Genomic DNA, 21,882 nt, shown 5'->3' on the forward strand with positions numbered 1-21,882 from the left:
TATAATATTTTAAGGCTAGAGTTGTAGAAAGGAGTGTTGCCGATGCCTTATCCTGAAGGACATAAGTTAAAGGTGCGCGGCCGAATTATTGAAAGTGCCGCCAAAGCTTTTCGCACGAACGGAATTCGCGAGATAAGCGTCCCCGTCATCATGAAGGGTGCGGGCCTTACGCATGGGGGATTCTATTCACACTTTGACAATAAAGAGCAGCTGGTATTGGAAACTTGCCAGTATGCCATTAGCGATACAATAGCCTTGCTGCAAAAGGCGGCAGATCAAGCGGGGGAAGAAGCGAAGATTGAAGCCGTTATTGATTTTTACCTAAGCCCGTATCATCGCGACCAGAAGGAGCTCGGCTGTATCCTGCCTGCCCTCTCCGCAGAAATTCCCCTGTCTTCCGAAGAGGTTGGACAAGTCTTCACCCAAGAGCTGCAGCGGATGATTGATTTTATCTCCGATCTGGCGCAGATCGATCCTGCTGCGGGCAGCGCCGTCATGAGCCTCATGGTCGGCACCATTGTGCTGGCGCGGTCGGTGAGCGACTCCAAGCTGAGTGACCAGCTGCTAACAGCAGGCAAACAGAATGCGAAGGGCTTATTAGGAATAGCCAGAGCTTCTAATTAGACATTACGGTGCTCAAGCATACAAAAAAGAGGCAGCAGAACTCAACATTTGAATTCTGTACTGCCTCTTTTTCGCTTTATAAGGTTACTCCCACCAGCTCTCAGAAGGGTATTCCGATGCTCCTATGGTGACAACCTCGCCTATCTTAGGTGTCGCCAAAACACTGTTCTGAAGCTCGGCAGCCCGTGTTGCCCGCTCTATAGGGTCTGTCCAGCTATGCAGCGCTAATGTAAAGGCTCCCCAATGAATAGGAATCATTAATTTGCCCTGCACATCCAGATGTGCTTGCAGCGACTCTTCGGGAGACATATGAATATTCGCCCACTTCTCATCATATTGGCCCGTCTCGATCAGAGTGAGGTCGAACGGCCCGAATTTCTCCCCAATCTCCTTGAAATGCGGTCCGTACCCGCTGTCCCCGCTATAAAATATTCTCGTATGCTGGCTGACGATTACCCAGGAGCTCCACAGGGTAGACCCGGCGCCGCCGCCCCGTCCTGAGAAATGTCTTGCCGGTGTGCTGGTTAACGTCAGTCCATGAAGCTGCTGCTTCTCCCACCAATCCAGCTCTACGATTCGGTCAGGATCGACTCCCCACTTTGTCAGATGCCCCGCCACTCCTAACGGAACAATAAATTGCTTCGCTTTTCCGCTCAGCTGGCGAATCGACGCATAATCCAGATGATCATAATGATCATGCGATATGATAACGGCGTCCAGTTCAGGCAGCTCCTCTATCTCTGCCGGGAGCTTGTCGCTGTAACGCTTGGGACCGAAGAATCGGACAGGGGAAGCATAGTCACTGAAGACGGGGTCAATCAATAGCTTCACCCCATCTACCTTCAGCAATAACGTGGAATGCCCGAACCAGACCACCTGATCCTCCTTATTCTCCATGAAAGCTTTCGAATCAAAGGGTTCGACCGGCACATCTCCTTTCGGCCTGCTGTTCGGTGTCCCCTTAATTGTTTTAATTAGCGCATCGAAGGTATCCTTGGGACTGTTGACCATGGACGTTGGCATCTGATTGCGGAACTTTCCGCCGCTAAACTGCGGGGAAGCCTCAATTCTTTTTTGGCTTTCTGCTGAGCTCCTGCCGCCAAGCGGAGGGTAGTATTGCAGTATCAAGAAAATAATCACTGCGACAATAGCGATAACAGCGAGCAGAATTAATAATAATTCCATTCCGTTTGATCCCAACTTTCTATGTGCATCCGCCTGAACGCAATCAGAGTCAGCCACCTTTAGATTTTGCAATTATATCATACGCGTACTGCTAGCTGTTACTCTCAAAAAAATTCGTTTCTTGCGCCACTGTACTGTCCATTCTGTTATCGTAAAAGCTGGTTTGGACCAGTCGCTCACCTATCGCTCTTAACCAATAAATATAAAAAGTAAGGAGCGCCAATCAAGGCCACAATTACACCTGCCGGAATTTCGGTATTGGCTACCGCCATCTTGCCGATAGCATCCGCGATTACAACCAATCCGCCTCCTATCAATAGGCATGCGGGGATCATCCGTATATGCCCGCGAAACAGCCGTCTGACCAAATGCGGAACGACTAGCCCTACAAATCCGATGCTTCCGCTAACGGCAACCGCTGGCGCTGCCAACAATACGCTGCATACTAGAAACCAAATGCGATATTTATTGACGGGCACGCCTACACTGATGGCCACCGGATCGTTGAACTTCATTACATCCAATATACGGTGATGGTGAAGGAGCAAAGGGACAATAATAATGAGCCACGGCAGCATAGCATAGACATGATTCCAGTTGCTATTGCCTATATTCCCTGCCAGCCACACCTTGATCATCTGATATTGCGAAGGCTCCAGCACATAGGTCAGCACAATCATAAATGCGCTAATCGCAGCCGCTATAGCAACGCCTGTATAGATTAATCGAATAGGAATAATGCCATGATGCCGATCATAGGAAAGCAAAAATAACAGGGCGACCACGATAAATCCGCCTATAAGAGCATAGAACGGCTGAACCGTAGTATGCAGGCCGGTAGTGCTGTGTTGCAGGAGCAGAAACAGCATCATCGACAAGCCCGCCCCGGCATTGATCCCCAATATGCCCGGATCCGCCAATGCATTGCGGCTTATGGCTTGCAGCAGCATGCCGGCCAGCGCCAGCGCCCCGCCAACCAGAAAAGCCAGTATCATGCGCGGAATGCGAAATTGGAACAGGACCAACTCCTGCCTCGAAGTGCCATTCCCCCATATCGTTTGCCATAGTTCTGGCAAGCTTAAGCTGCTTTGACCGGTCGATATGCTATAAATAAAGCCGAGAAGTATAATTATGGAGATGATGATAAACTTCCATGTTAGTTTCACTACAGCTCCCGCCTTTCTTTACGCGCCAAAAAAAGAAAGAACGGAACGCCGATAACAGCAATGACAGCGCCGACAGGAATTTCATAAGGGGCATTGACGATTCGCGCCGCCAGATCAGCCAGCACCACAAGAATCGCCCCCATAATGGCGGATAACGGAATAATATAGCGGTACTCCACCCCGACCAAATAACGTACCAGGTGAGGAGCCATCAGCCCGATAAAGCTTACCGATCCCGCTAGCGCGCATGAAATCCCAGCCAGCAAAAAAGCGGCTACCAGAGAGAGATTTTTCACCAGCTTGATAGGAACGCCAAGCCCTTCCGCTGTCTCATCCCCTACGGATAATATGGTGATCGACCTTGAGACGGCGATAGCCAGCAACAGAGCAAGGAGCATCCATGGCAGCATTTGCTGCAAATGTTCCATTTTAATACCGTTTAAGCCCCCTCCGTACCAAAAAGCCACCTGCTGTGCCACGGAAAAAAAGATGCTTATTCCTTCGCTTAAGGCCGTTAGCATGGCGGATATTGCAGCGCCGGCCAACACAAGCCGGATAGGCGTCAAGCCCCGTCTGCTTAATAAACCAACGCTAAATACTAAGCCTGCTCCTAATGCCGCTCCCAGAACACACAGCCAGAGCGTCCCCGTGAAGGAAAGCGCCGGCAGGAACACCATTGCGAGGACCAGCATGACCCCTGCTCCGGCATTCAGGCCAAGAATGCCCGAATCAGCCAAAGGATTGCGGCTAATGCCTTGCATAATCGCACCGCTTACAGCAAAGCCCGCTCCTGTAGCCATAGCCGCGAGCACGCGAGGCAAGCGAATGGTCTGAATCACATGGTGGGCAGCAGCCGTATGATCATATGCAAAGATCGACGTCAGCACATCTGCAAACGGTATTCTTTTTGCACCCAGCGACATAGCAAGGACTAACGCGCCCATTAATAGCAAAAGCATGAAGATAAGCAATAATACAAAAGAGAGCTTTTTTGCTCCTGTTAAAGATAATTCTTGCGCATTTGAGGCCAATGTTTCCAACCCTTCCCCTTCGCTTTGCAAAAAGAGCCAGCCAAGGGCCAGCTCCAATGCAGAACGAATATGATGTCCAACTCAATTGGATGTCGCGGCAAGCCAAAATTTCACCGCCCGGCTAATCGCGCCAGGTATGACACTCACATGCTCTTCTTGCTCAAGCAGCGCCCAGCTTGCTTCAAAGCCTGGAACGCGGAGAGACATCATGTCCGCGCATAGATTCATACTGTCCTTAACCATGTAGTCAAGCTCATCTCCGCCGGCAATCATAAGCGCTTTGGGCAATGGGCTTATCGCATTGCTATTCAAATCTGCTTTGAACGCTTCATACTCGTCTAGCAGCGCGTAATCATTCCACCAGATGGAAGCGCTGCTCGCCACATAATGGGAGAACAATGCCGGCTGCGCGAATAAGGCATGAAGAACGAACAGCCCTCCAAATGAATGGCCAAACAGTGCTTGCTTCCGCTTATTGATGGCGAACCGCTGTGCCACAGCCGGCATTATCTCCTTTTCAAAAAGGGCCAGCAGCTCATCCGCCCCTCCGTATTCCGGCCAAGGCTCTCCGTTAGGACGCAGCGGCAAATTGGCAAGCTCGGCCGGCATCGTCAGATCATAAGTTCGGCGCATGGTGTCAAAGGCTTCACCGCCCGGGTAACCGATCCCGACTACAACAGCCGGCTGGTATCCTTTGGGCTTGCGCGTCAACAATCGGGTGATTTCGGCCGCGGTTTCGAACAGTCCGTTGCCATCCAGCACATAGATGACGCCATAGCCGCCCTCTGCCGGCTCGTCGAATGGCTTTGCAATAAATATTTCATAGTCCAATTGATTGCTTCTACTCGTTATCAGCATCGTTTCATAATTGGGTTTGACGTATGGCCTGATGATCATGGCTGCAAGAACGCTACGATATCGGCCATTGTTTTCTGGTAAGCGATTAAGCCGCTTGATCGCCAATGATCGCCTTTCACGTCGAACACTTGGCCGGCTTGAACGGCTGGCAGCGCAGTCCATAACGGGCTGGCTTTAATGTCTGCCAGGAATGGATCTCCAAGGCCATCATTATTGTTGATAAATATATAATCAGCGTCTAGGTCAGACAGCATTTCAAGCGAGATATCGGCAGACATTTCTCCTTCTACAAGCGCGCTTTGAGCAAATCCCAGCTCACTAAGCACATAACCCCCGTAATGGAAGTTGCCGACCAGGAATATTGCGCGGGCATTCGCATTAATATAGATCGCTTTTTTATCGGCGGAGATGCCCGCCAGCTTCGCTTTTGTTTCTTCCAGCTTGGCATGATAAGCCGCAATAGCTTCTGCCGCTTTATCCTCCAGCCCCAGCAATTCCGCAATCGTCTCCGTTGCTTCCACCACGTTGCCAAGCGCATTCTTGAATACGTAGGTTGGGGCGATCTGCGAATAGTTTTCATGAACGCCATTCTGCGCATAGAAAGAGGTTGGGAATATAATGAGCTCCGGCTCCAAATCTACGACAGATTCCGGAGATGGAACGCCATTGGCAAAGCTGATTTCTTTGACGCCGCCAAGTGTATCCTGCAAATATTGCTGCGGCTTCTCGCCGGTAGACCATTGTGCCACTGGAGTTACGCCAAGCGTAACCAGATAATCCTCGAGGCCAGGCGCATATACCTTTTGTACAGTTCCAGGTATGTTGACGGTATTGCCTACCTGATCCGTTACGACAAACGCTTCTCTGGGAGCCGAACTCGGTTCACTAACAGCCGGCTCCTCCGCTGCACCTGATTCGCTGGTTGGTGATGGAGCAGGCGTTGTCCCAGAGTCAGCATCCTTATTGCTGCCGCAAGCTGCCAGTACAATGGATAATAGACCCGCCATAACAACATAACTTAATTTTTTCGCGTTAAACCACTTCATGATGGACTTTCCCTCTCCCTTAAATTCTCAATAATAATCATTCTCAGTATTGAGTATATAAGAGATAAGCCACATTGACCATGCAACATATTACGATTGGCCATGTACATTTTCAAGGTATCAGCATCACAGCAACTTCCTCTAGCATTCGCCTTAAAGCAACAGGGGAATATTCAAACCACGGATCGGAATGAACGACATAGATTTGCTGATGCTTACTCGCCTCCAGCCCTCTGAATCCGGCATCCCGCTGCAAGTGATGCCATGTCGCCCTAGACTCATCATCCGGACATATAATGGTGAACAGCTTGTCTACCTTTAATTGGCTTAGCTGATCAAACGTAATTTCGTTATTATACAGTCCATCATGCTCATAACTGGGAACCGCTCCTAAATCTTTGAATAACAAATGTTGAATGCCTGAATTGCAATAAGCAAATATTCGCTGCTGATAGATACGAATAACCATCATCCTCGGCGGATCGGCTTCCCAGTTCAACGCTCGGCGAATGTCTTCCAGTCTTGCCTGATATTCCATGATCCACTGCTTCGCTTCCTCCCCTTTGTTCAATCGGTCGGCAAGCTCTGTCAATGCGAATAAGCAGTCCTGTCTGTCATCCAGCCAATAGACCGGAAAATGCTCCTCCATCCGCTTAACCAGCTCCGGCGGCACTTCTTTGGGCGAGATGAGCAGATCCAGCGGCAAATGATAGAGCTCGTTCGGAATGCAGTAATTTTTGTTTTTGGTTAAGGAAACCTTATGCTCGATTTGATCCGGCCACAGATTATAATAATAGGGTGTCCATTTGGCGCTTAAAGGGGCTGCGAATGGGATCATTCCCGCCGCATGCAAATAGCCCATCATATTGCCTGTTACCACAGCGATATGGGATTTTTGCTGGCTGGTGTACATCGTTGGGGAGATGCCCTCCACCTTTTTGAACACGCGGCTAAAATAAAATTCATCGCTGTAGCCGACAGCCTCCGCTATCGGCTTCAATCGGGCGCCTTCCTGTTGCAATAATTGCTTGGCCTTCTGAATACGCAGCTGTGTCACAAACTCCATTGGGCTTTGAATGAATTGCTGCTTGAACGCTGAGGAAAAGTAGCTCGGACTAAGGCCCGTAAGGTTCGCCAAATGGTCTAAAGTGAGCGGCTTTGTGAAGTTCTCCTCTATATAAAGCTTAACCTCGCTTAAATCCGTTTTCTGAAATGGTTTTTGCATGCGGTCACCTTTACCTATCCACGTACTGATAATTATTATCAATTATACTTTGCTTTCATGAACCTAGCAATGATGGAGCAGATAAATTGATTCAGACTGGCTTCCTTTACATTACCATTCTTTGATCAGATTTTGATTTTGCACACGTTCAAGGAACAAAGTAGAATTGATGACCAGATTTTCTATAGGACATGTTCGTCCGAGAATCCGCCACCCCTGCTTGCTCAAATCCGCTTCATCGATCGCTTCATACATGATTTGCCGCATCCCCTCTGCTGTACGAATAGCTACTATAGGATCAGAAGCAGTGTGAATAATTCGTTCAAGCACTTCCTGCTTATTGTGAACCAGACTAGCCACAAAGATATGGCGATAAGGGCTGTAGTCGAATTGTGATCCATTCCCCATTACAACCGTAACTTTACCCGTTAATCCCAAGCGCTCAAGCAATAAACAGGAGGCATCATAGGCAATCGAATCCATTTCCAGACAGATCACATTGGCATTACTTAATTGGTGTAGAATAATCCCACTTAGCGGCATCGGGCCGCTGCCTACAAAGATAATAGGCAGCTTATCTGCGCTGCCTTTCTCGCGAATGAACGGATAAAGCATAGACAGCTCCTGACTGACTAGAGCACTATATATCGTCCAGGCAGATAACCCTGTTAACGTATCCAATACGGAGCTTTCAGAATTGCCAATAGCCCGAGAATCGCTAAGCTCCGCCAGAAATTCGGCTTCTGACAGCTTATCCCGCAATTGTCGCTGATTCATTCGAATATACTCGTGGCTTAGAACGGATTGGATTTCCTCAGGCAAATAGCGTGATCGTAACTGAAGTGAAAGGTGATTAACGATGTTCTTTACTACAGGATTGGCAGGAGACAGATCTAATTCCTTCTGGAGAAGCTCGTTGGCTTTACGTATCCAATCGATAAGATGGTCAACCCTTTGCGTGCTTGGGGCGTTAACCGTATGTATGGCAGAACTAATGGAGTAAGCTTTCATTTCCCCAATTCCTCCCTCACTCTACAACCTATTGCTTACTACCAAATATATTAGTATGGTCAAAGATTTAGAAGAATATTGGGATTTAAATACCTAACCTAAAGAAAAGAAGCAGCCGATAAGACTGCTTCCCCGTCGTGATTCAACTATTCTCTTCAAGCTTCTTCAAGCACACCATCAGCATTCAATTCAAAAGCATGCAGAAGCTCGCGTACCTCATCTGTCGACTTTGTGCTCATCAATTGATTTCGCAGCTCGCTTGCCCCTCGAAATCCTTTGACATATACCTTAAAAAATCGTAGAAGCGCTTTATAGGCGCGTGTCTCTAGTTCTGTTGAATATTGATCATATAGATCAAGATGCAGCCTTAGCAGGTCCAGCAGTTCTTCACTGCTATGCTCTCTCGGCTCTTGTTCAAAGGCAAAGGGATTATGGAAGATCCCTCTCCCGATCATGATCCCGTCCACGCCATATTGCTCAGCAAGCTCTAAGCCCTTCTTCCGGTCAGGAATATCTCCATTGATCGTGAGCAGAGTATCTGGGGCTATACGGTCTCGAAGCTCCTTAATGGCCGGAATAAGCTCCCAATGGGCATCGACCAGGCTCATTTCCTTTCTTGTACGGAGATGGATAGACAGATTAGCAATATCTTGCTTCAAAATATGGGTCAGCCAATCCCGCCACTCCTCTATATCGTTGTAGCCGAGCCTTGTTTTCACACTGACAGGCAATCCGCCCGCTTTGGCCGCTTGAATGATATCTGCCGCAAGCTCTGGATGCAGAATAAGGCCGCTTCCCTTGCCTTTCGTGGCAACATTGTGCACGGGACAGCCCATATTGATATCTATGCCTTTGAAGCCAAGCTTAGCCATGCCAATGCTCATTTCCTTAAAATATTCAGGCTTATCCCCCCAAATATGCGCAACCATCGGCTGTTCATCTTCGGTGAACGTTAGACGTCCCCGCACGCCATAAGTACCCTCAGGATGACAATAGCTCTCCGTGTTCGTAAACTCTGTAAAAAACACATCGGGTCTGCCTGCTTTACTAACTACATGGCGAAAAACAACATCCGTTACATCTTCCATAGGTGCAAGTATAAAAAACGGGCGAGGCAACTCGCGCCAAAAATTATTAATCACTGCCAGTTCAAATCCTCTCTTATAGATACAGCGCTATTATTATTTGAAAATATATTCATAGTAACACATCTTAATTATTTTTAGTCTTCAAATAAGGTCTAAATAATTTTACCAATAGATAGCGGATCAACTCAACCGCTTAATCACTTTCTCCACTCGCTTGCGTTTTGTGTCTTTGTCAATCTCGTCGAGTCGTGAGGAAAGCGTATGGATGAAGTGTGCTTTGTTGCTAGCGTTAACGATGGATATGGCCTTCTCCGCATACATGGGCAGTTGATTGGTCGGACAACTCTTAAGCTGCTCGATGAGCAAGTTGAATGCATGATCCGCATAGGCTTGGATGGAACAAAGCTTAATCAGGATATTGACTCCGTGATCCTTGGTGATTACCGATCCTTTGTTCATGCGATCAACAATCTGTTCAAGTCCTTCATATATGATTTCCGGATTTTCAAGAGTTATCGCATCTAGTGCTGTCATAGCGCCCCATACCAGTCGATTGTTCTTATGTTCAAGCAATGTTAAAAACTCTTTGCTGTATCCAGCAATCAAAGACGGCTTGAGGCTTCCAATTTCATAGAGAATTTTAATACAATCGCTTTGAATGTTCTTGTCTTTGTTATGTAAGTGACCAATAAGCTCTGTCACAGCTTCTCTATCTGCCCTGCCCGCAATATCTCTCGCCAGCTCCTGGTTAGGACCTTCGTCATTGCGATTGAGCGTCGTTGCCAATTTATCTACGATGGTCATCTGTTGTTCTCCTTTAAGCGGTTAGGCATCTCAATCTTCTTGAAAGCACATCTTTATTATAGCCTGACCTCGAGTCGTTTCAATCCGTGTGGATCAACTCCGCCGACGATGCCCAAAAAAGCCTGTGCAATAGATGCACAGACTTTTCAGACTTCATGCCAGCTTTTTAGACAACTAATCTTCTGCAGCAGCTGGAATATCTAAGCGATGCTTAAAGGTCCTTGGCAATATGCGGTTTGCTATAATGACTGGTTCCTCCTGAGCCAACTAGCACTGTACCGCCTTTGTTGAAGATGAGTAATTTGCTTGTCCCCGAGGTAAGCAGTACCGTTACTTTGGCATGATTTCTGGCTGCGGTATAAATGACATAACCGCTCTTGCTCACCGATGTTCTCCAGTTGTCATCAAATTCCGACCTCGCGACCCGATTCGAATAGACTTGGTTTTCAACCCTTCTGGCCATAACCCCCGCCCCCTTTCCAATACCTCAAATACGTTCCATATATTTTATGCGAGAACGGTATTTTGGAGTGGACAGGTTAGGGGTCTCTTTCCTTGCTTCATCAATGTCGGGTGCTGAGGGAGGGCAGGCCTATTCCATCATTATTTGGAGCTTGAGTTCTCTCCCGATAGCTGTGCCGCTTCTTTGTCTGAACCTTTACCGCTGCTTTGATCCACTTCAAATATATCAAGCAGGAACATAAAGATTGGAATCCCGATAATAAGTCCCCAGATCCCCATGAAATGCTGGGAGAAAATGAGAATAATAAAGGTGTAGAACATCGGCAGCTTTGTTTTGTGAGCGTACAGCCTAGGATTTAAGAAGTATGTCTCCACGGCATGGATAAGCAAAATCATAATAATCGCCCAAATGACCGTTGTGATACCGCCTATCTGGTAACCGATAATACTGATCGGAATGAAAGAGATCATAACACCGACTACCGGCACAAGGCTCAGTAAAAATACCATAATCATTAGAGCGAACAAGTAAGGGTAGCCCATAATCCATAGTCCGGCAATCGTTAGAATCGTGTTGAATACGGCAATCATCAGTTGGACCTCAATCACTTTACCGAAAGAAGAGGTGAATTTTTGGCCAAAGTATTTAAACTCATTGTAAGCCCAGCTAATTTTGCTTTTGCTCAGCTTTTCCGTGAAATTATTGACGGTATTCTTCTGGATTAAGTAGAAGTAGCTCAATACGATAACAAATACGATAACCTCTGCCCATTTGCCGATTTTCACAATATAATTGAATGCATAACCCCCGTATTGCTCTAATTCCAGTTTGTTAAGCGTGGAGGAGACAAACTCAGCAAATTCATCCGACTGGGGCGTGTCCAGGAATTTGATTATGGACACATATAAATCGGATATTTGACTAATGAGCTTCGGAATATAGTTGATAATTCCATATACGAGCCCAAATATTAATACAGCGTACAATACCGTATTCACGACAATGGGCGATATGGGGAACAGCTTAGATATTTTCTTCGTAATAAAGCCCTCTAGGCGTCCCATGACGAAGGTAACAAGAAACAGCAGCAACATCAAATTGAGCATGTCTCTCAAGCTGTACAGCAACAAGACGACCAGTAAGAGGAACAGAATTCTTCTTACTATGCTATTGGCAAAAAACTCCCGCAAAAAATTCATTCGCTTCCCTCGATTAATTATAGTTTTGTAGGCATAACGTTACTTCAATTAAGTTATTATATATGAAAATTACTGCATTTAAAACTATTCCTGTAGTCCTTGCCATCAGCAATCAACTCTAATCCATTAAATGTTGATTTTCGAGCAAAAGAAAAGCCGCCTTATGTGAGGCAGCTCGGGTTCATGCAACATTCCTATAGAACAAGTATTTCTCCATTGCGGAAGTAATAAATATTCTCTCGTTTAAAGCCATACTCTCCATTTCTGTACTTTATATGTGGCTCAAATGTAAATAGTGATCCTTCACTAAGCTTCATCTTATTCCCCGACTCAAAATATCTTCTTTGATCTTTATGGAATTCGATTGTGTGCCCCAAGTTTCCGGAAAAATCTAGATTGATGTAACCAAGTTGTTGGATAACTTCATTCATATAGGAGTATACTTCTTCAAAAGTCATGTCAGGTCTTACAAATTCAATAAATTTTTTATGAATTTCCTTTTCGGCGTTAATTCCATGTGAAAATTCTACGGCAGATTCAGTTTGGGTATTTGCAAGTGCTTCTTCGGCAATAACATTGCCATCGGTCACGATTAGCGTTCGTGCATAGTCTCCCCAATAGGTATTAATCTCTGGGCTAAGATCGATGGTCACGATATCATGTCTGCCGACAACTGTATCTGAAGGCTTATATTCCTTACCCGACTCAGAAATGATGGTTCTCTTGCCAACGTGAACAAATGCCCCTACACCGTGATACCAAAAGCTTTGAATTCCCTTATTTCTCATGATCTCTTCGGCTCTATACACGATTTCCTTTTCCGTTATGCCTTCTTTAATGATCTCCTGTAATTCGCTGATCGTAGCTTTAGCAATGGATTGGACGTAAGTATACTGTGACAAATGTTCCATCATAAGACCTCTTCCCTGCATTTATCATAAATAAAGATTCTTCTTTTTGCTTAAATTATCCTCCCCGTTTCACTCAACTTGCCGTTCATCGTGAATGCATGTCGGAATTCGCCGTCTTAGAAGCCGGGCACATGGATTAACTCTATACAGGGCAATAAAATAAGGCCCCTGCCGTAAGCAAGAGCCTTATCAATCAATTGATAAAATAGACAGAAGTGACGATTATTCCACGCCGTCCTTGAAGTTATTATGGTAGTGCTTGTCACCTTTATGTTCGAGATCAGCAAGCGTTTTTTCAAGTGTTTCAACGATAGTTTCCTTCACTTGTGTCAGTGTCTCATAAAACAATGCCTCTTCTGTGCCTACAATTTTTACGCCGCTGATCGCTTGCATGGACTGAAAACGACGGTGTTCATCAGCAAGGACATCAATCGCAGCCAAAGTATGCTTCGTCTGCAGGAACAAATCTTTGTGATGTTGTTCGACCAGCCTGCGCTCCAGTTGTTCCATTCTTGAGTTCATGGGCACCATCTCCTTCATCATACATGATATGTGATTATTGCAAGCAACATCTTGGTTTTCATTGTACAATTATTCGCTCCCCAAAAACAACTGATGTACATGCTGCTCAAATGTGAGGTCTTTTTTTGAGAAAAAGAAAAACCGTCCCCCCGGACGGTTCATCCAACAAATCCATTACGCATAACGCTCAAGCGCCGCTTGATACACTCCCTTGGGCCTGAGTCCAATAAATTTATCTACCGGTTCACCGTTATGAAACACGATAACGGTCGGCATGGACATGACGCCGTATTCAGCCGCAATCTCTGGTGATTCATCGCAATCTACTTGCAAGATCGACAGGCGACTGCTTTCCTCACGTTCCAACTCTTCCAGAATTGGAAGCAGCACTTTGCAGGGAGGGCACCATTTCGCACCGAAATCGACAAACGTCACTCCCTTCCGGCTAATCCCGCTCCGAAAATTTGTTGAGTTGATGGTTTGTAAACTCATTTTCATTCCTCCGCTTCACTAGTTTGCCGTTCATCTAAAATCGACCTTATGCGTTCCTCCAGATTCAACTTGATGTTTTGCAGCAGATGTATTTGTGCCTCAATCTCCGAGAGCTTCTGGCGGTAAATCGGGAGCACTTCTTGGCAGAATGCTTCTTTATTTTTCAAGACGCAGTTCAGAAAACCAGCGATTTGCTCCGTCGACAATCCGAGATTGAGGTACAACTGTATTGTCTTCACTTGCTCTTCCGCAAGCGGTGAATATTCTCGGTAGCCATTCTCGCGCCGAATCGGCGTGAGCAATCCCAACTGGTCGTAATAACGCAGCGAACGGATGCTGACCCCTGTACGGGCTGCAATTTCTCCAATTTTCATGCTCCAACGCCTCCTGAATGGTCGATTCGATTTCATTATAAACCCTGACATTAATGTCAGGGTCAAGAGTTAATTTCACTTTTCACTTAAATCTCTATACCATATCCAATTGGTTATTGAAGCGATATGTACCGCCCGCTTCCAGATCGACAAATTTCTTATCATTTCCACAACGTACGCATATACGGCCTTTGGTATGCGGATAAATGGTTGCTTCTACCAATTGGCGATTCTCCCAAGACATATCCATTTCTATATTGCCTTTCGCTCGCAAGCCCTTGATGGATCCCCTTGACCATGCTTCCGGCAGTGCAGGCAATAAATGAATTTCTCTATTATGACTCTGCAGCAGCATCTCTGCGATCGCCGCAGTCCCGCCATAATTGCCATCAATAACAAAGATGTTCGTCTCCGCACCTGCGATCCCAGGTTTGGAGTAGGTTAATAAATTATCAAAGCATAATTCACCGATCAAATGTGCAATATGCTTGTGCGCTCGATCCCCATCATGCAATCTGGCAAAATAGAGACCAAATAGAGCAGCCGTAAACTCAATATCCTCTAGTTCATCTTGCAGCATTCTGTTCTCTAACGTAACTCTCGAGGCAGCGCTTAATTCCGGCGTCCCTTGTGGAGTGATTTGATTGCTAGGATACAATGCGAACAAATGAGACAAATGCCTGTGCTCTGGCTGCGCTTCCTCATAATCCTCCAACCACTCTTGCAGCTGCCCCTTCTTGCCTACTTGCAATGGAGGCAAGATCGCTATTGCATCCGTTAACTGCTTCTGCAGTTCCTCATCTCTCTCTAATAATTGTGCCGATTTCAAACAAAAGGTAAACAATTCGCGAACCAGCACTTGATCCAAGGTAGATCCCATCGATAATTGCTGAGCGCCCTGACTTTTATGACTTGGATAGAAATGATTTTCAGGGGAATTGGATGGCCCTGTAACCAACCAACCGCTGGACGGATGAATCGTCATATAATCCAGGAAGAATACAGATGCCTCCTTTAACACAGGATAAGCTTGCCCTTCCAAGAATGCACGATCTAGCGTATAGTCGTAATGCTCCATCAAGTGTGTAGCAATCCATAGCCCGCCGGTCACATTAAGTCCCCAGGACGTGTCCCAGCCTGGCGCCGTGAATCCCCATGCATTCGAGAATACATGCGCTACCCAGCCTTCGCTGCCATAGAAATCACTCGCAGTAGAACGTCCTGCATGCGAAAGCTCCTCAATGTAACGCATTAATGGCAAATGGCACTCGCTCAAATTGGATATTTCGACCGGATAATAATTCATTTCCGTATTCACATCCAAATGATAATCACAGCTCCACCCCATACGGCAAGCTTCACCATCATTCCATATTCCCTGTAAGTTCAACGGCAATGGAGAGTCCGCCCGCGAGCCTGAAATCATCAAATATCTTCCATATTGAAAAAATAATGCAAACAAATCAGGATCATCGACTTGCCCCTTTTTGAACAGCTGTATCCTTTCATTCGTAGGCAGAGCGGATGGCGCGGACTTGCCCAAATCCAGCTCAACCCGTGCATAAAGTCCACGATAGTCCAGTATATGATCCTCTCTAAGCTGCGAATATCCCTTGGCAAGTGCTTCTTCTACTTGGCGCTTGGCATCCGCTTCCCAACCAGCTTCTCTTCGGTAATCCGTATTCACGGCAAAATAAACCCAGGCTTCATCGGCTCCCGCTACAACCAGCTTGCCCGCTTCACTGCGGAGAGCACCGCCGGACACAGCCACCTTCATAATACCTTCGCTCCATACGCCGCATGTGCCATCACTGTGTACTTGCTCCGTAGCCTGTCCTCTGAATGTTAGGGTGTCGTTGTTCATTGTCTCGGTTTGGAAGGTTTCTGTACGCCCTTCGATACCTAGCGTGAAGGAAACCGAACCCGGAATATCCCCCCATAAGCGCGAAGCAACAAGATCATCCGCATGTGTAGCGAAGACCTCACGTCGGATGGTATGGCCATTCACCTTGTAGGAGGTAAGTGAAATAGCCTCCTCCAGATCCAGCTCGCGAATGAAGCTATCAGAATCAGCAACCGTTTCGAAATGAAACTTTATATCACACAGGGGCAGGTTTGTTCCAAAATTCGCTTTTTTCGGCTGCAGTACTTGTTTGGCAAGTCTATCTCCTGTCGGAAAGTCTCCCGCAAAAAAATGCTTTCTCATCTCCTCAAGATCAGCCTTGCCCTTAGACGGGGTAGCTGTTGCTTCCGATTGTCCCGACCAGTAGGTTACTTCTGTCATGCTCCATGTCTCCCAATCTGCGGACCCGTAAATGACAGCACCTATTCTTCCGTTCCCGAGAGGAAGTCCCTCTGACCATTGTGAGGCGGGTTGTCTATACCATAGTTTATAGTTACTCATATCGCACCCTCCTTATCCTTTGTACTCTGAACTTTCATTCCAGAAATCAATTCGATTTCCAAGAACCATTCATGAGTGCCCTGCGCTTCCACAACGGCAGCAGACTTGCGCTCCATGGCATAAGATAAATCGTCGAGGAACCCGGTAGCCGGCTCGATCGCCACATGATAATGTCCCTGATATCCACCAGCATTTGCCCAAATGGAGAGATAAGGAACCTTATCCTTTGGGAATAGCATCGTCAATTGTTCTCCTGTAACCGGGTCGAAGAGGGAGGCCTTCCCTTCGGGCAGCTCACCTTGAAAATAATACTTCTCTGCCGTACGGGCCGTGGCCGCTTCCACCACGTTCAATCGTATCTGTTCTTGATCCCCATAGGGGATTGGCCACTTCTGGAGGTCTCCCCTCTGGCCCAACCGGCCATCTTGGGAATAGGAGACAACAATCGAAGTCATTTCGCGAGGCACTATCATTTCCATACCTTCTTCCACTTGAAACAGCGGATGGGCTGCCCATAAGAAAGAGAAGGGAAATGGGCTGAGATTCTGAACGGAATAATCAATCCGCAATCGTTGTTCTTTCGTGAACGAATAGGTTTTCTTCAGATGATACGGCATCCTCACCCCATATACCTCGCAGCTGAGTTTCCTTTCATGTGCGATGACATGCCAAGGAATCGACCACACCTCTCCATGATCAGGCAATTCTACCTCCTGCCAAGGAAATTCCGGATAACGGCATACGTTAATCGTCGGGAACATCTCATCCCAGCCGCTGCCGTCACTATCTGCGAATGAGCTCGCATACCCCTTGTTGCCAAGCGGGTTATCCGTTCTCGACAACCATTCTCTCCCGGTCTTCAGATTTTTCAATGAAATGACTTTGCTCCCTAGATTAGGGGCAATCGTGAATTCGATAATCGAGTTCGTACCTGTCCATACTTCCTGGTCATCCATCTGATGTTGTCTCCACTGCAACATGGTTGCTTTCCCCTTTCTCCTCTGATAAATAAGAGAAAACCTCTAGAGAGGCCATTCCCTGAGGAACGACCGTATATAGAGGCAGCTTTGCATATTTTCATGAAACGCCCTGAAGCGCAAGCTCCATATGGATGGCAGCGCCTTGATGGTTCGGCTCGAGTTCAAGCGCCAGCTTAAAGTTCTTCACCGCTTCTGCTTGGTTTCCAAGACCTAAATGACCTAGCCCCATCATGTAGTAACAATGGATATGATTCTTCTTATTCAGATCCTCATCAAATACCAGGAAGTCTGGCAAAGATACTGCGAAATAATCAATCTTTTGATCGATAAAGATATGTTGTTCTCCATAGTCCACTAGCTTGTTGAACCGGCTGCGAGCCGCTTTCTCATTACCCAATTGACGTAAAGCAACACCTTGATAGAAAATCATGTGCGGCGGCTGGTCATTATAGTACATCGCGCTTGTCGGTTCATCCAGCCCTTGGGAAGCTGCGGAAAAATACTGCATAGCTTGCTCCTCTTCTCCAAGTTGTTGATGAGCGAGACCTAAGTAATAATGGATGTTATTCTCTTGGGCTCCTTCTAATTTCCCCTCATTCACATTCAACGGGTACTGCTTCGCTGCGAGCAATTGCTCTATGGCTTCCTTCGCCTGGCCTGCTTCTAGCAGCTTCTTCGCCCGCTCTACCCGCGCTAGCACGTATTGGGTCGGCACTTTCCCTTCGCCGCCTTCCCATGGGTGGAAGTTGCGATTCATAATCAACGCAATCGCTTCTTCATGACGGCTCAAGGCGTTGTGCAGTGTAATATACTCCAGGTACAAATCATCACGGATGATCACCAATTCCTTGTATTGCTCCAACCTCGCTAATCGTTTCTCCGAAGAATAATTAAGCTTCTTATACAATTGATCCAACTCGTACAATACTCGAGCGTCGGATGTATTCAAAGCAAATGCTTTCTCCAATGCAGTAAGCGCTGCATCCGGATTATGCTTTTTATTGAAATAAGCCAAAGCCAAGTTGCGATGTACGGTTGCAAAGTTATCATTCAATGCTGCCGATTTCTCCCAATAGGATACAGCTTCATCATGCCGCTTCTTATCGAACAACAAGTTGCCCATATAATACGGTGCCTTTGAATCATTCTCGCGCCATGCTGTCACATGCTTCAATACGACATAATCCTGAATCGAGTTGGGGAAGCAATACGCAGGATTCGCTTCCTCCGCCAGGCCATAATAGGAATCGCATGCAGCGGGATCATTACACTTCATGCTATAGTACCCTTGATAGTAATGAACCATCGGATACACGTTGCCGCTTGTACGTTCAGCAATGCGGCCTAATACATCCAGTGCCTCCGCATATTGCCCGGCATCCGCATAATCGTGTGCAAGCGCAATATAGTTATGCGCGTCGTCTCGCATTAGGTTCACTAAGGTTTGCTTTGCTAGTTCAGCTTGCGCTTGATTTCCGGATTGCTCATAGATGCAGATCCATTCATTCCTTGAACCGAATTCCATCGGATCCAGAGAAATGGTCTCCTCTGTTAGCCGCTTTGCTTCAGCCAGACGATTGAGTTTTCGCAGAATAACGCTCTTCAGATTACGAGCTTTGTAATTGCGCTGCTGCATCGTAAGAGAACGGTCAATCAGTTCAAGTGCCTCTTCATATTGCTGCTTCTCACTGGCAATTTGCGCTAGCGCATAATACCCGGTTGCTTGCCATGCTGCGGACCAGACTGCCCTGTAGAATGTCGTGAACGCTTCCTTCAAGCGGCCTTGCCATTTCAAGGTTTTGCCTAAGTTGTAGAACGGCTCACTGTCATAAGGTCTAGCATTATGGCGAGTCAACGTCTCAATCGCTTTCCTAAAGTACACTTCGCTCTCTTCTAGCAACCCTCTGCGCAGCAGCAATAATCCGTATGCGTTATTCAGGCGAATATCCTCAGGATCACGTTTTAATCCTTCCAAATAATAAGCATCAGGCTCGTACGTAGCATGACGATACTGCTCCAAGTGAAGACCTGCCAAATATAAAGCTTCTGTATTCTTCAACTCCTCCGGTGCGCCGATCGCCTTCGCCGGAGCTGGCGTCTGCTCGATTCCCTTCGGCTTCGGCTGATACGAGATCAGCTCTCTGCCGCTTGCAGTTAAGACGACAAGGGTTAAATCTTCTACAAGCTCATGCTTATCGATCTCCATTTCAGCCGAGAATGTATCCACGGGTGAAAGCTTAAGCGTCTTGTCCAAATACGTTTGACGAGCGCTTTTAAGAATGACATGCGCGTCCTCGAATACCGAGGTTGCATAGACATGTACGGTCGCTTGTTGACCGGTCACTTCCAGATTCACAGCCGCATCAATAGAAGCGTTCTTCACCATGCCGACTTGCTTGTATGGCATAAAATATTGCTTAAAGCTCTTCTCTTCATACGGTTGAAGCCATGTGAAGTCTGGTTGATTGTCTGTGTAGACACCGGTCATCAGCTCAATGTAAGGACCGTCTTCATCTGTCAAATTGCGATCCCAAGCCTGACCAAATTCTCCATGCCCCCATGTCCATTGCTTCTTGCCAGGCGAGACATGTTTATTCGCAATATGCAGCAGCCCTGCCTGGACTTTATGATCATAGCCGCCAATAAAATTATAATCTGACTGATACGCCATATAGGATGTTGGCACGGGAATATTGCTGTATTTGGAGATATCAACGCCTTCCGAGTAATCCATCTTGTAGTATGTTCCGGTTGCAATTGGAAATTTGGATACATCACGTTTCCCATGATCGAATACGGCATGCACATCGGGAGGAAATACCGATTGGCTATGATCATTGGCAGCCAATGCGGGATTCGCCCACCATAGGAACGTCTGAGGCTCTGGTGTGCGGTTATACATTTGCGCATGGATCTCCAAGTAAGCTTTGCCAGGGTAGAGCGTGAAGCCTGTCGTTACTTTCGTGCCGTACATCCGGTCAATCTCGCCTACCCATACCGTTTTACTGCCATCCTCATTGGCCTCGATGGTGTACTCGACAGGTCCATACGTATTCGGACGGTGATGCTGCGGCCAGTTAAATTCAATGCCGCCCGAGATCCATGGTCCAATAAGACCGACTAATGCAGGCTTGATCACTTGATTGTGATAGACAAAATCATAGTTATTCGTCTTATCGATCGCTCTATATATTCGTCCGCCGATTTGAGGCATCATTTGAATTTGAACGTATTCGTTTTCCAGGTATACCATTTGATAGGGCTTCATAACCTTATCGTCATAGATTTTATCAATAACCGGATGAGGATAGACACGGCCTGAACTCCCCTGGTAGACGCGTTTTTCCAGAAACATCGGATTTTTATCCGGCTCCCCTACTTCATATGTAGGGATTTCAATCCTTTCTTCCCATACCTTAACTTCAGCTTGTTTTGTCACTTCGCTCATCCCTTCGTATACAAGATGTATGTTCGTTACCCTTATCCTACGAGGTTTCACCACTCAAGACCATTCACTATCAAATGAAGATGATGGATTATATTATGATTTCAATTGCGTTTAAGAGTTGACAAGCGTTTCTGAAAAAAGCATAGTGTATATTATGGATACTATAAAAAAACAAGACGGATTCATGTCCCAAAAGCTGATTGTGCTGCCCGATAATATTATTGCCGAATACGCGACTCACCCGCTCATCCGCCCTCTGTATATAACGGATATAGGCTGCTTTCCACAGGCACTGCATCACTATCGCGAACGCCCTGCGGGCAGCGCCGCTTACATCGTTATGTATTGTATTGCTGGCGAAGGCTGGGTTAGCCTGAGCGGTCAGAAGAGACAGATCCTGCACAAAGGCTCCGTCATGGTCATCCCTGCCAATATGCCCCATGAATACGGCTCCTCGGAGACCGATCCATGGACTATTTATTGGTTTCATATGAAAGGAGAGAATGCCGGTTCCTTCTTTGAGGGCATAGATCAATATACGGCGCCGACACTGGTGTCCGTTGAACATTCCGCCAAAATCATCGAGTTATTTCATCAATGTTATGATCTTCTGCAGAAAGGATACTCCCTCAACCGCATTATTTATGTCTCGCAGCTGGCATGCCATCTCGCGGCGCTCATACGATTCTCGCAGCAACAACCCCATGTGCCAGGGAAGCAGAAGAAGAAGCACGATCTGGAGCTCTCGCTCCAATTCATGAGCGATCACTTGGAGCAGAATATATCCCTGCAACAATTAGCGGATCAAGCCCATTTATCGGTTCCGCATTATACGCATGTGTTCAAAAAAATGACAGGCTACTCTCCAATCGATTACTATTTGCGGCTTAAGATTCAGCTCGCATGCCAGTATCTGGACCTCACCGAGCAGAGTATTAAGGAAATTAGCATTCGCCTCGGGTTTCAAGACCCCTACTACTTCTCACGGCTCTTCAAAAAAATAATGGGGAAGGCTCCCCTCGTGTATCGCAATACACGAAAGGGGTGACTT

General features: G+C 46.7%; 20 protein-coding genes. 2 read left to right on the forward strand and 18 right to left on the reverse strand.

The window, feature by feature from the left end:
* The first annotated feature begins 42 nt into the window (after positions 1-42).
* Positions 43-624 carry a TetR/AcrR family transcriptional regulator gene (locus tag D3P09_RS09055; protein ID WP_120109137.1) on the forward strand — a complete coding sequence of 194 codons (582 nt, stop codon included), beginning with the start codon at positions 43-45 and terminating at the stop codon, positions 622-624.
* A gap of 84 nt (positions 625-708) precedes the next feature.
* Here the strand turns inward: D3P09_RS09055 and D3P09_RS09060 are convergent, their stop codons facing one another.
* The 18 genes from D3P09_RS09060 to D3P09_RS09145 form a co-directional block, all read right to left on the reverse strand.
* Positions 709-1,809, reverse strand: coding sequence for an MBL fold metallo-hydrolase (locus D3P09_RS09060; RefSeq protein WP_120109139.1), 1,101 nt, complete (start codon positions 1,807-1,809; stop codon positions 709-711).
* Positions 1,810-1,985: 176 nt separating this feature from the next.
* Complete coding sequence (locus D3P09_RS09065; RefSeq protein ID WP_120109141.1) at positions 1,986-2,975, reverse strand: FecCD family ABC transporter permease; 990 nt, start codon at positions 2,973-2,975, stop codon at positions 1,986-1,988.
* A complete protein-coding gene (locus D3P09_RS09070; RefSeq protein ID WP_424452211.1) occupies positions 2,975-4,063 on the reverse strand; it encodes a FecCD family ABC transporter permease in 1,089 nt (362 codons plus the stop codon). Before D3P09_RS09070 ends, D3P09_RS09065 begins: the two co-directional genes overlap by 1 nt.
* Positions 4,064-4,087: 24 nt before the next feature.
* Positions 4,088-4,837, reverse strand: a complete 750-nt coding sequence (locus tag D3P09_RS09075) for an alpha/beta hydrolase (protein ID WP_165867366.1) — start codon at positions 4,835-4,837, stop codon at positions 4,088-4,090.
* A gap of 62 nt (positions 4,838-4,899) precedes the next feature.
* Positions 4,900-5,910: an ABC transporter substrate-binding protein gene (locus D3P09_RS09080; RefSeq protein WP_120109145.1), complete on the reverse strand. Its 1,011-nt coding sequence runs from the start codon at positions 5,908-5,910 to the stop codon at positions 4,900-4,902.
* A 112-nt stretch (positions 5,911-6,022) separates the two neighbouring features.
* On the reverse strand, positions 6,023-7,135 hold the full coding sequence (locus tag D3P09_RS09085) for a helix-turn-helix domain-containing protein (protein ID WP_120109147.1): 1,113 nt from the start codon (positions 7,133-7,135) through the stop codon (positions 6,023-6,025).
* 111 nt (positions 7,136-7,246) lie between these two features.
* Positions 7,247-8,146 carry a nicotianamine synthase family protein gene (locus D3P09_RS09090; RefSeq protein ID WP_120109149.1) on the reverse strand — a complete coding sequence of 300 codons (900 nt, stop codon included), beginning with the start codon at positions 8,144-8,146 and terminating at the stop codon, positions 7,247-7,249.
* Positions 8,147-8,301: 155 nt separating this feature from the next.
* Positions 8,302-9,288 carry a tRNA dihydrouridine synthase gene (locus tag D3P09_RS09095; RefSeq protein ID WP_207892465.1) on the reverse strand — a complete coding sequence of 329 codons (987 nt, stop codon included), beginning with the start codon at positions 9,286-9,288 and terminating at the stop codon, positions 8,302-8,304.
* A 126-nt stretch (positions 9,289-9,414) separates the two neighbouring features.
* Positions 9,415-10,038, reverse strand: a complete 624-nt coding sequence (locus D3P09_RS09100; RefSeq protein ID WP_120109153.1) for a hypothetical protein — start codon at positions 10,036-10,038, stop codon at positions 9,415-9,417.
* Positions 10,039-10,249: 211 nt separating this feature from the next.
* Positions 10,250-10,501, reverse strand: coding sequence for a hypothetical protein (locus D3P09_RS09105; protein ID WP_120109155.1), 252 nt, complete (start codon positions 10,499-10,501; stop codon positions 10,250-10,252).
* A gap of 140 nt (positions 10,502-10,641) precedes the next feature.
* Positions 10,642-11,700, reverse strand: a complete 1,059-nt coding sequence (locus D3P09_RS09110; RefSeq protein WP_120109157.1) for an AI-2E family transporter — start codon at positions 11,698-11,700, stop codon at positions 10,642-10,644.
* 194 nt (positions 11,701-11,894) lie between these two features.
* Positions 11,895-12,614 carry a M24 family metallopeptidase gene (locus D3P09_RS09115; RefSeq protein WP_165867367.1) on the reverse strand — a complete coding sequence of 240 codons (720 nt, stop codon included), beginning with the start codon at positions 12,612-12,614 and terminating at the stop codon, positions 11,895-11,897.
* 219 nt (positions 12,615-12,833) lie between these two features.
* A complete protein-coding gene (locus tag D3P09_RS09120; RefSeq protein WP_120109161.1) occupies positions 12,834-13,133 on the reverse strand; it encodes a hypothetical protein in 300 nt (99 codons plus the stop codon).
* Positions 13,134-13,307: 174 nt separating this feature from the next.
* Complete coding sequence (locus tag D3P09_RS09125; RefSeq protein WP_120109163.1) at positions 13,308-13,625, reverse strand: thioredoxin family protein; 318 nt, start codon at positions 13,623-13,625, stop codon at positions 13,308-13,310.
* Positions 13,626-13,627: 2 nt separating this feature from the next.
* The gene (locus D3P09_RS09130) at positions 13,628-13,999 is read right to left on the reverse strand and encodes a MerR family transcriptional regulator (protein WP_120109165.1); all 372 of its coding nucleotides are present in this window, start codon (positions 13,997-13,999) and stop codon (positions 13,628-13,630) included.
* A 94-nt stretch (positions 14,000-14,093) separates the two neighbouring features.
* Positions 14,094-16,403, reverse strand: coding sequence for a glycoside hydrolase family 95 protein (locus D3P09_RS09135; RefSeq protein WP_120109167.1), 2,310 nt, complete (start codon positions 16,401-16,403; stop codon positions 14,094-14,096).
* Positions 16,400-17,383, reverse strand: a complete 984-nt coding sequence (locus tag D3P09_RS09140) for an aldose epimerase family protein (protein ID WP_120109168.1) — start codon at positions 17,381-17,383, stop codon at positions 16,400-16,402. The genes D3P09_RS09135 and D3P09_RS09140 overlap by 4 nt, the downstream gene beginning before the upstream one ends.
* A 97-nt stretch (positions 17,384-17,480) precedes the next feature.
* Positions 17,481-20,831 carry a DUF5107 domain-containing protein gene (locus D3P09_RS09145; RefSeq protein ID WP_120109170.1) on the reverse strand — a complete coding sequence of 1,117 codons (3,351 nt, stop codon included), beginning with the start codon at positions 20,829-20,831 and terminating at the stop codon, positions 17,481-17,483.
* Positions 20,832-20,985: 154 nt separating this feature from the next.
* Between D3P09_RS09145 and D3P09_RS09150 the strand changes: the two genes are divergently transcribed.
* A complete protein-coding gene (locus D3P09_RS09150) occupies positions 20,986-21,879 on the forward strand; it encodes an AraC family transcriptional regulator (RefSeq protein ID WP_120109172.1) in 894 nt (297 codons plus the stop codon).
* Positions 21,880-21,882 lie beyond the last annotated feature (3 nt).

It is taken from the genome of Paenibacillus pinisoli (genome assembly GCF_003605435.1).
Classification (GTDB): Bacteria; Bacillota; Bacilli; order Paenibacillales; family Paenibacillaceae; genus Pristimantibacillus; species Pristimantibacillus pinisoli.

What these genes read in the sequence shown, in the direction of transcription:
- D3P09_RS09125 (WP_120109163.1), bottom strand. Translation starts at nt 13,625, where the DNA reads ATGAGTTTACAAACCATCAACTCAACAAATTTTCGGAGCGGGATTAGC.
- D3P09_RS09150 (WP_120109172.1), top strand. Translation starts at nt 20,986, where the DNA reads ATGGATACTATAAAAAAACAAGACGGATTCATGTCCCAAAAGCTGATT.
- D3P09_RS09080 (WP_120109145.1), bottom strand. Translation starts at nt 5,910, where the DNA reads ATGAAGTGGTTTAACGCGAAAAAATTAAGTTATGTTGTTATGGCGGGT.
- D3P09_RS09145 (WP_120109170.1), bottom strand. Translation starts at nt 20,831, where the DNA reads ATGAGCGAAGTGACAAAACAAGCTGAAGTTAAGGTATGGGAAGAAAGG.
- D3P09_RS09120 (WP_120109161.1), bottom strand. Translation starts at nt 13,133, where the DNA reads ATGAACTCAAGAATGGAACAACTGGAGCGCAGGCTGGTCGAACAACAT.
- D3P09_RS09140 (WP_120109168.1), bottom strand. Translation starts at nt 17,383, where the DNA reads ATGTTGCAGTGGAGACAACATCAGATGGATGACCAGGAAGTATGGACA.
- D3P09_RS09110 (WP_120109157.1), bottom strand. Translation starts at nt 11,700, where the DNA reads ATGAATTTTTTGCGGGAGTTTTTTGCCAATAGCATAGTAAGAAGAATT.
- D3P09_RS09100 (WP_120109153.1), bottom strand. Translation starts at nt 10,038, where the DNA reads ATGACCATCGTAGATAAATTGGCAACGACGCTCAATCGCAATGACGAA.
- D3P09_RS09060 (WP_120109139.1), bottom strand. Translation starts at nt 1,809, where the DNA reads ATGGAATTATTATTAATTCTGCTCGCTGTTATCGCTATTGTCGCAGTG.
- D3P09_RS09115 (WP_165867367.1), bottom strand. Translation starts at nt 12,614, where the DNA reads ATGATGGAACATTTGTCACAGTATACTTACGTCCAATCCATTGCTAAA.
- D3P09_RS09135 (WP_120109167.1), bottom strand. Translation starts at nt 16,403, where the DNA reads ATGAGTAACTATAAACTATGGTATAGACAACCCGCCTCACAATGGTCA.
- D3P09_RS09090 (WP_120109149.1), bottom strand. Translation starts at nt 8,146, where the DNA reads ATGAAAGCTTACTCCATTAGTTCTGCCATACATACGGTTAACGCCCCA.
- D3P09_RS09130 (WP_120109165.1), bottom strand. Translation starts at nt 13,999, where the DNA reads ATGAAAATTGGAGAAATTGCAGCCCGTACAGGGGTCAGCATCCGTTCG.
- D3P09_RS09085 (WP_120109147.1), bottom strand. Translation starts at nt 7,135, where the DNA reads ATGCAAAAACCATTTCAGAAAACGGATTTAAGCGAGGTTAAGCTTTAT.
- D3P09_RS09055 (WP_120109137.1), top strand. Translation starts at nt 43, where the DNA reads ATGCCTTATCCTGAAGGACATAAGTTAAAGGTGCGCGGCCGAATTATT.
- D3P09_RS09105 (WP_120109155.1), bottom strand. Translation starts at nt 10,501, where the DNA reads ATGGCCAGAAGGGTTGAAAACCAAGTCTATTCGAATCGGGTCGCGAGG.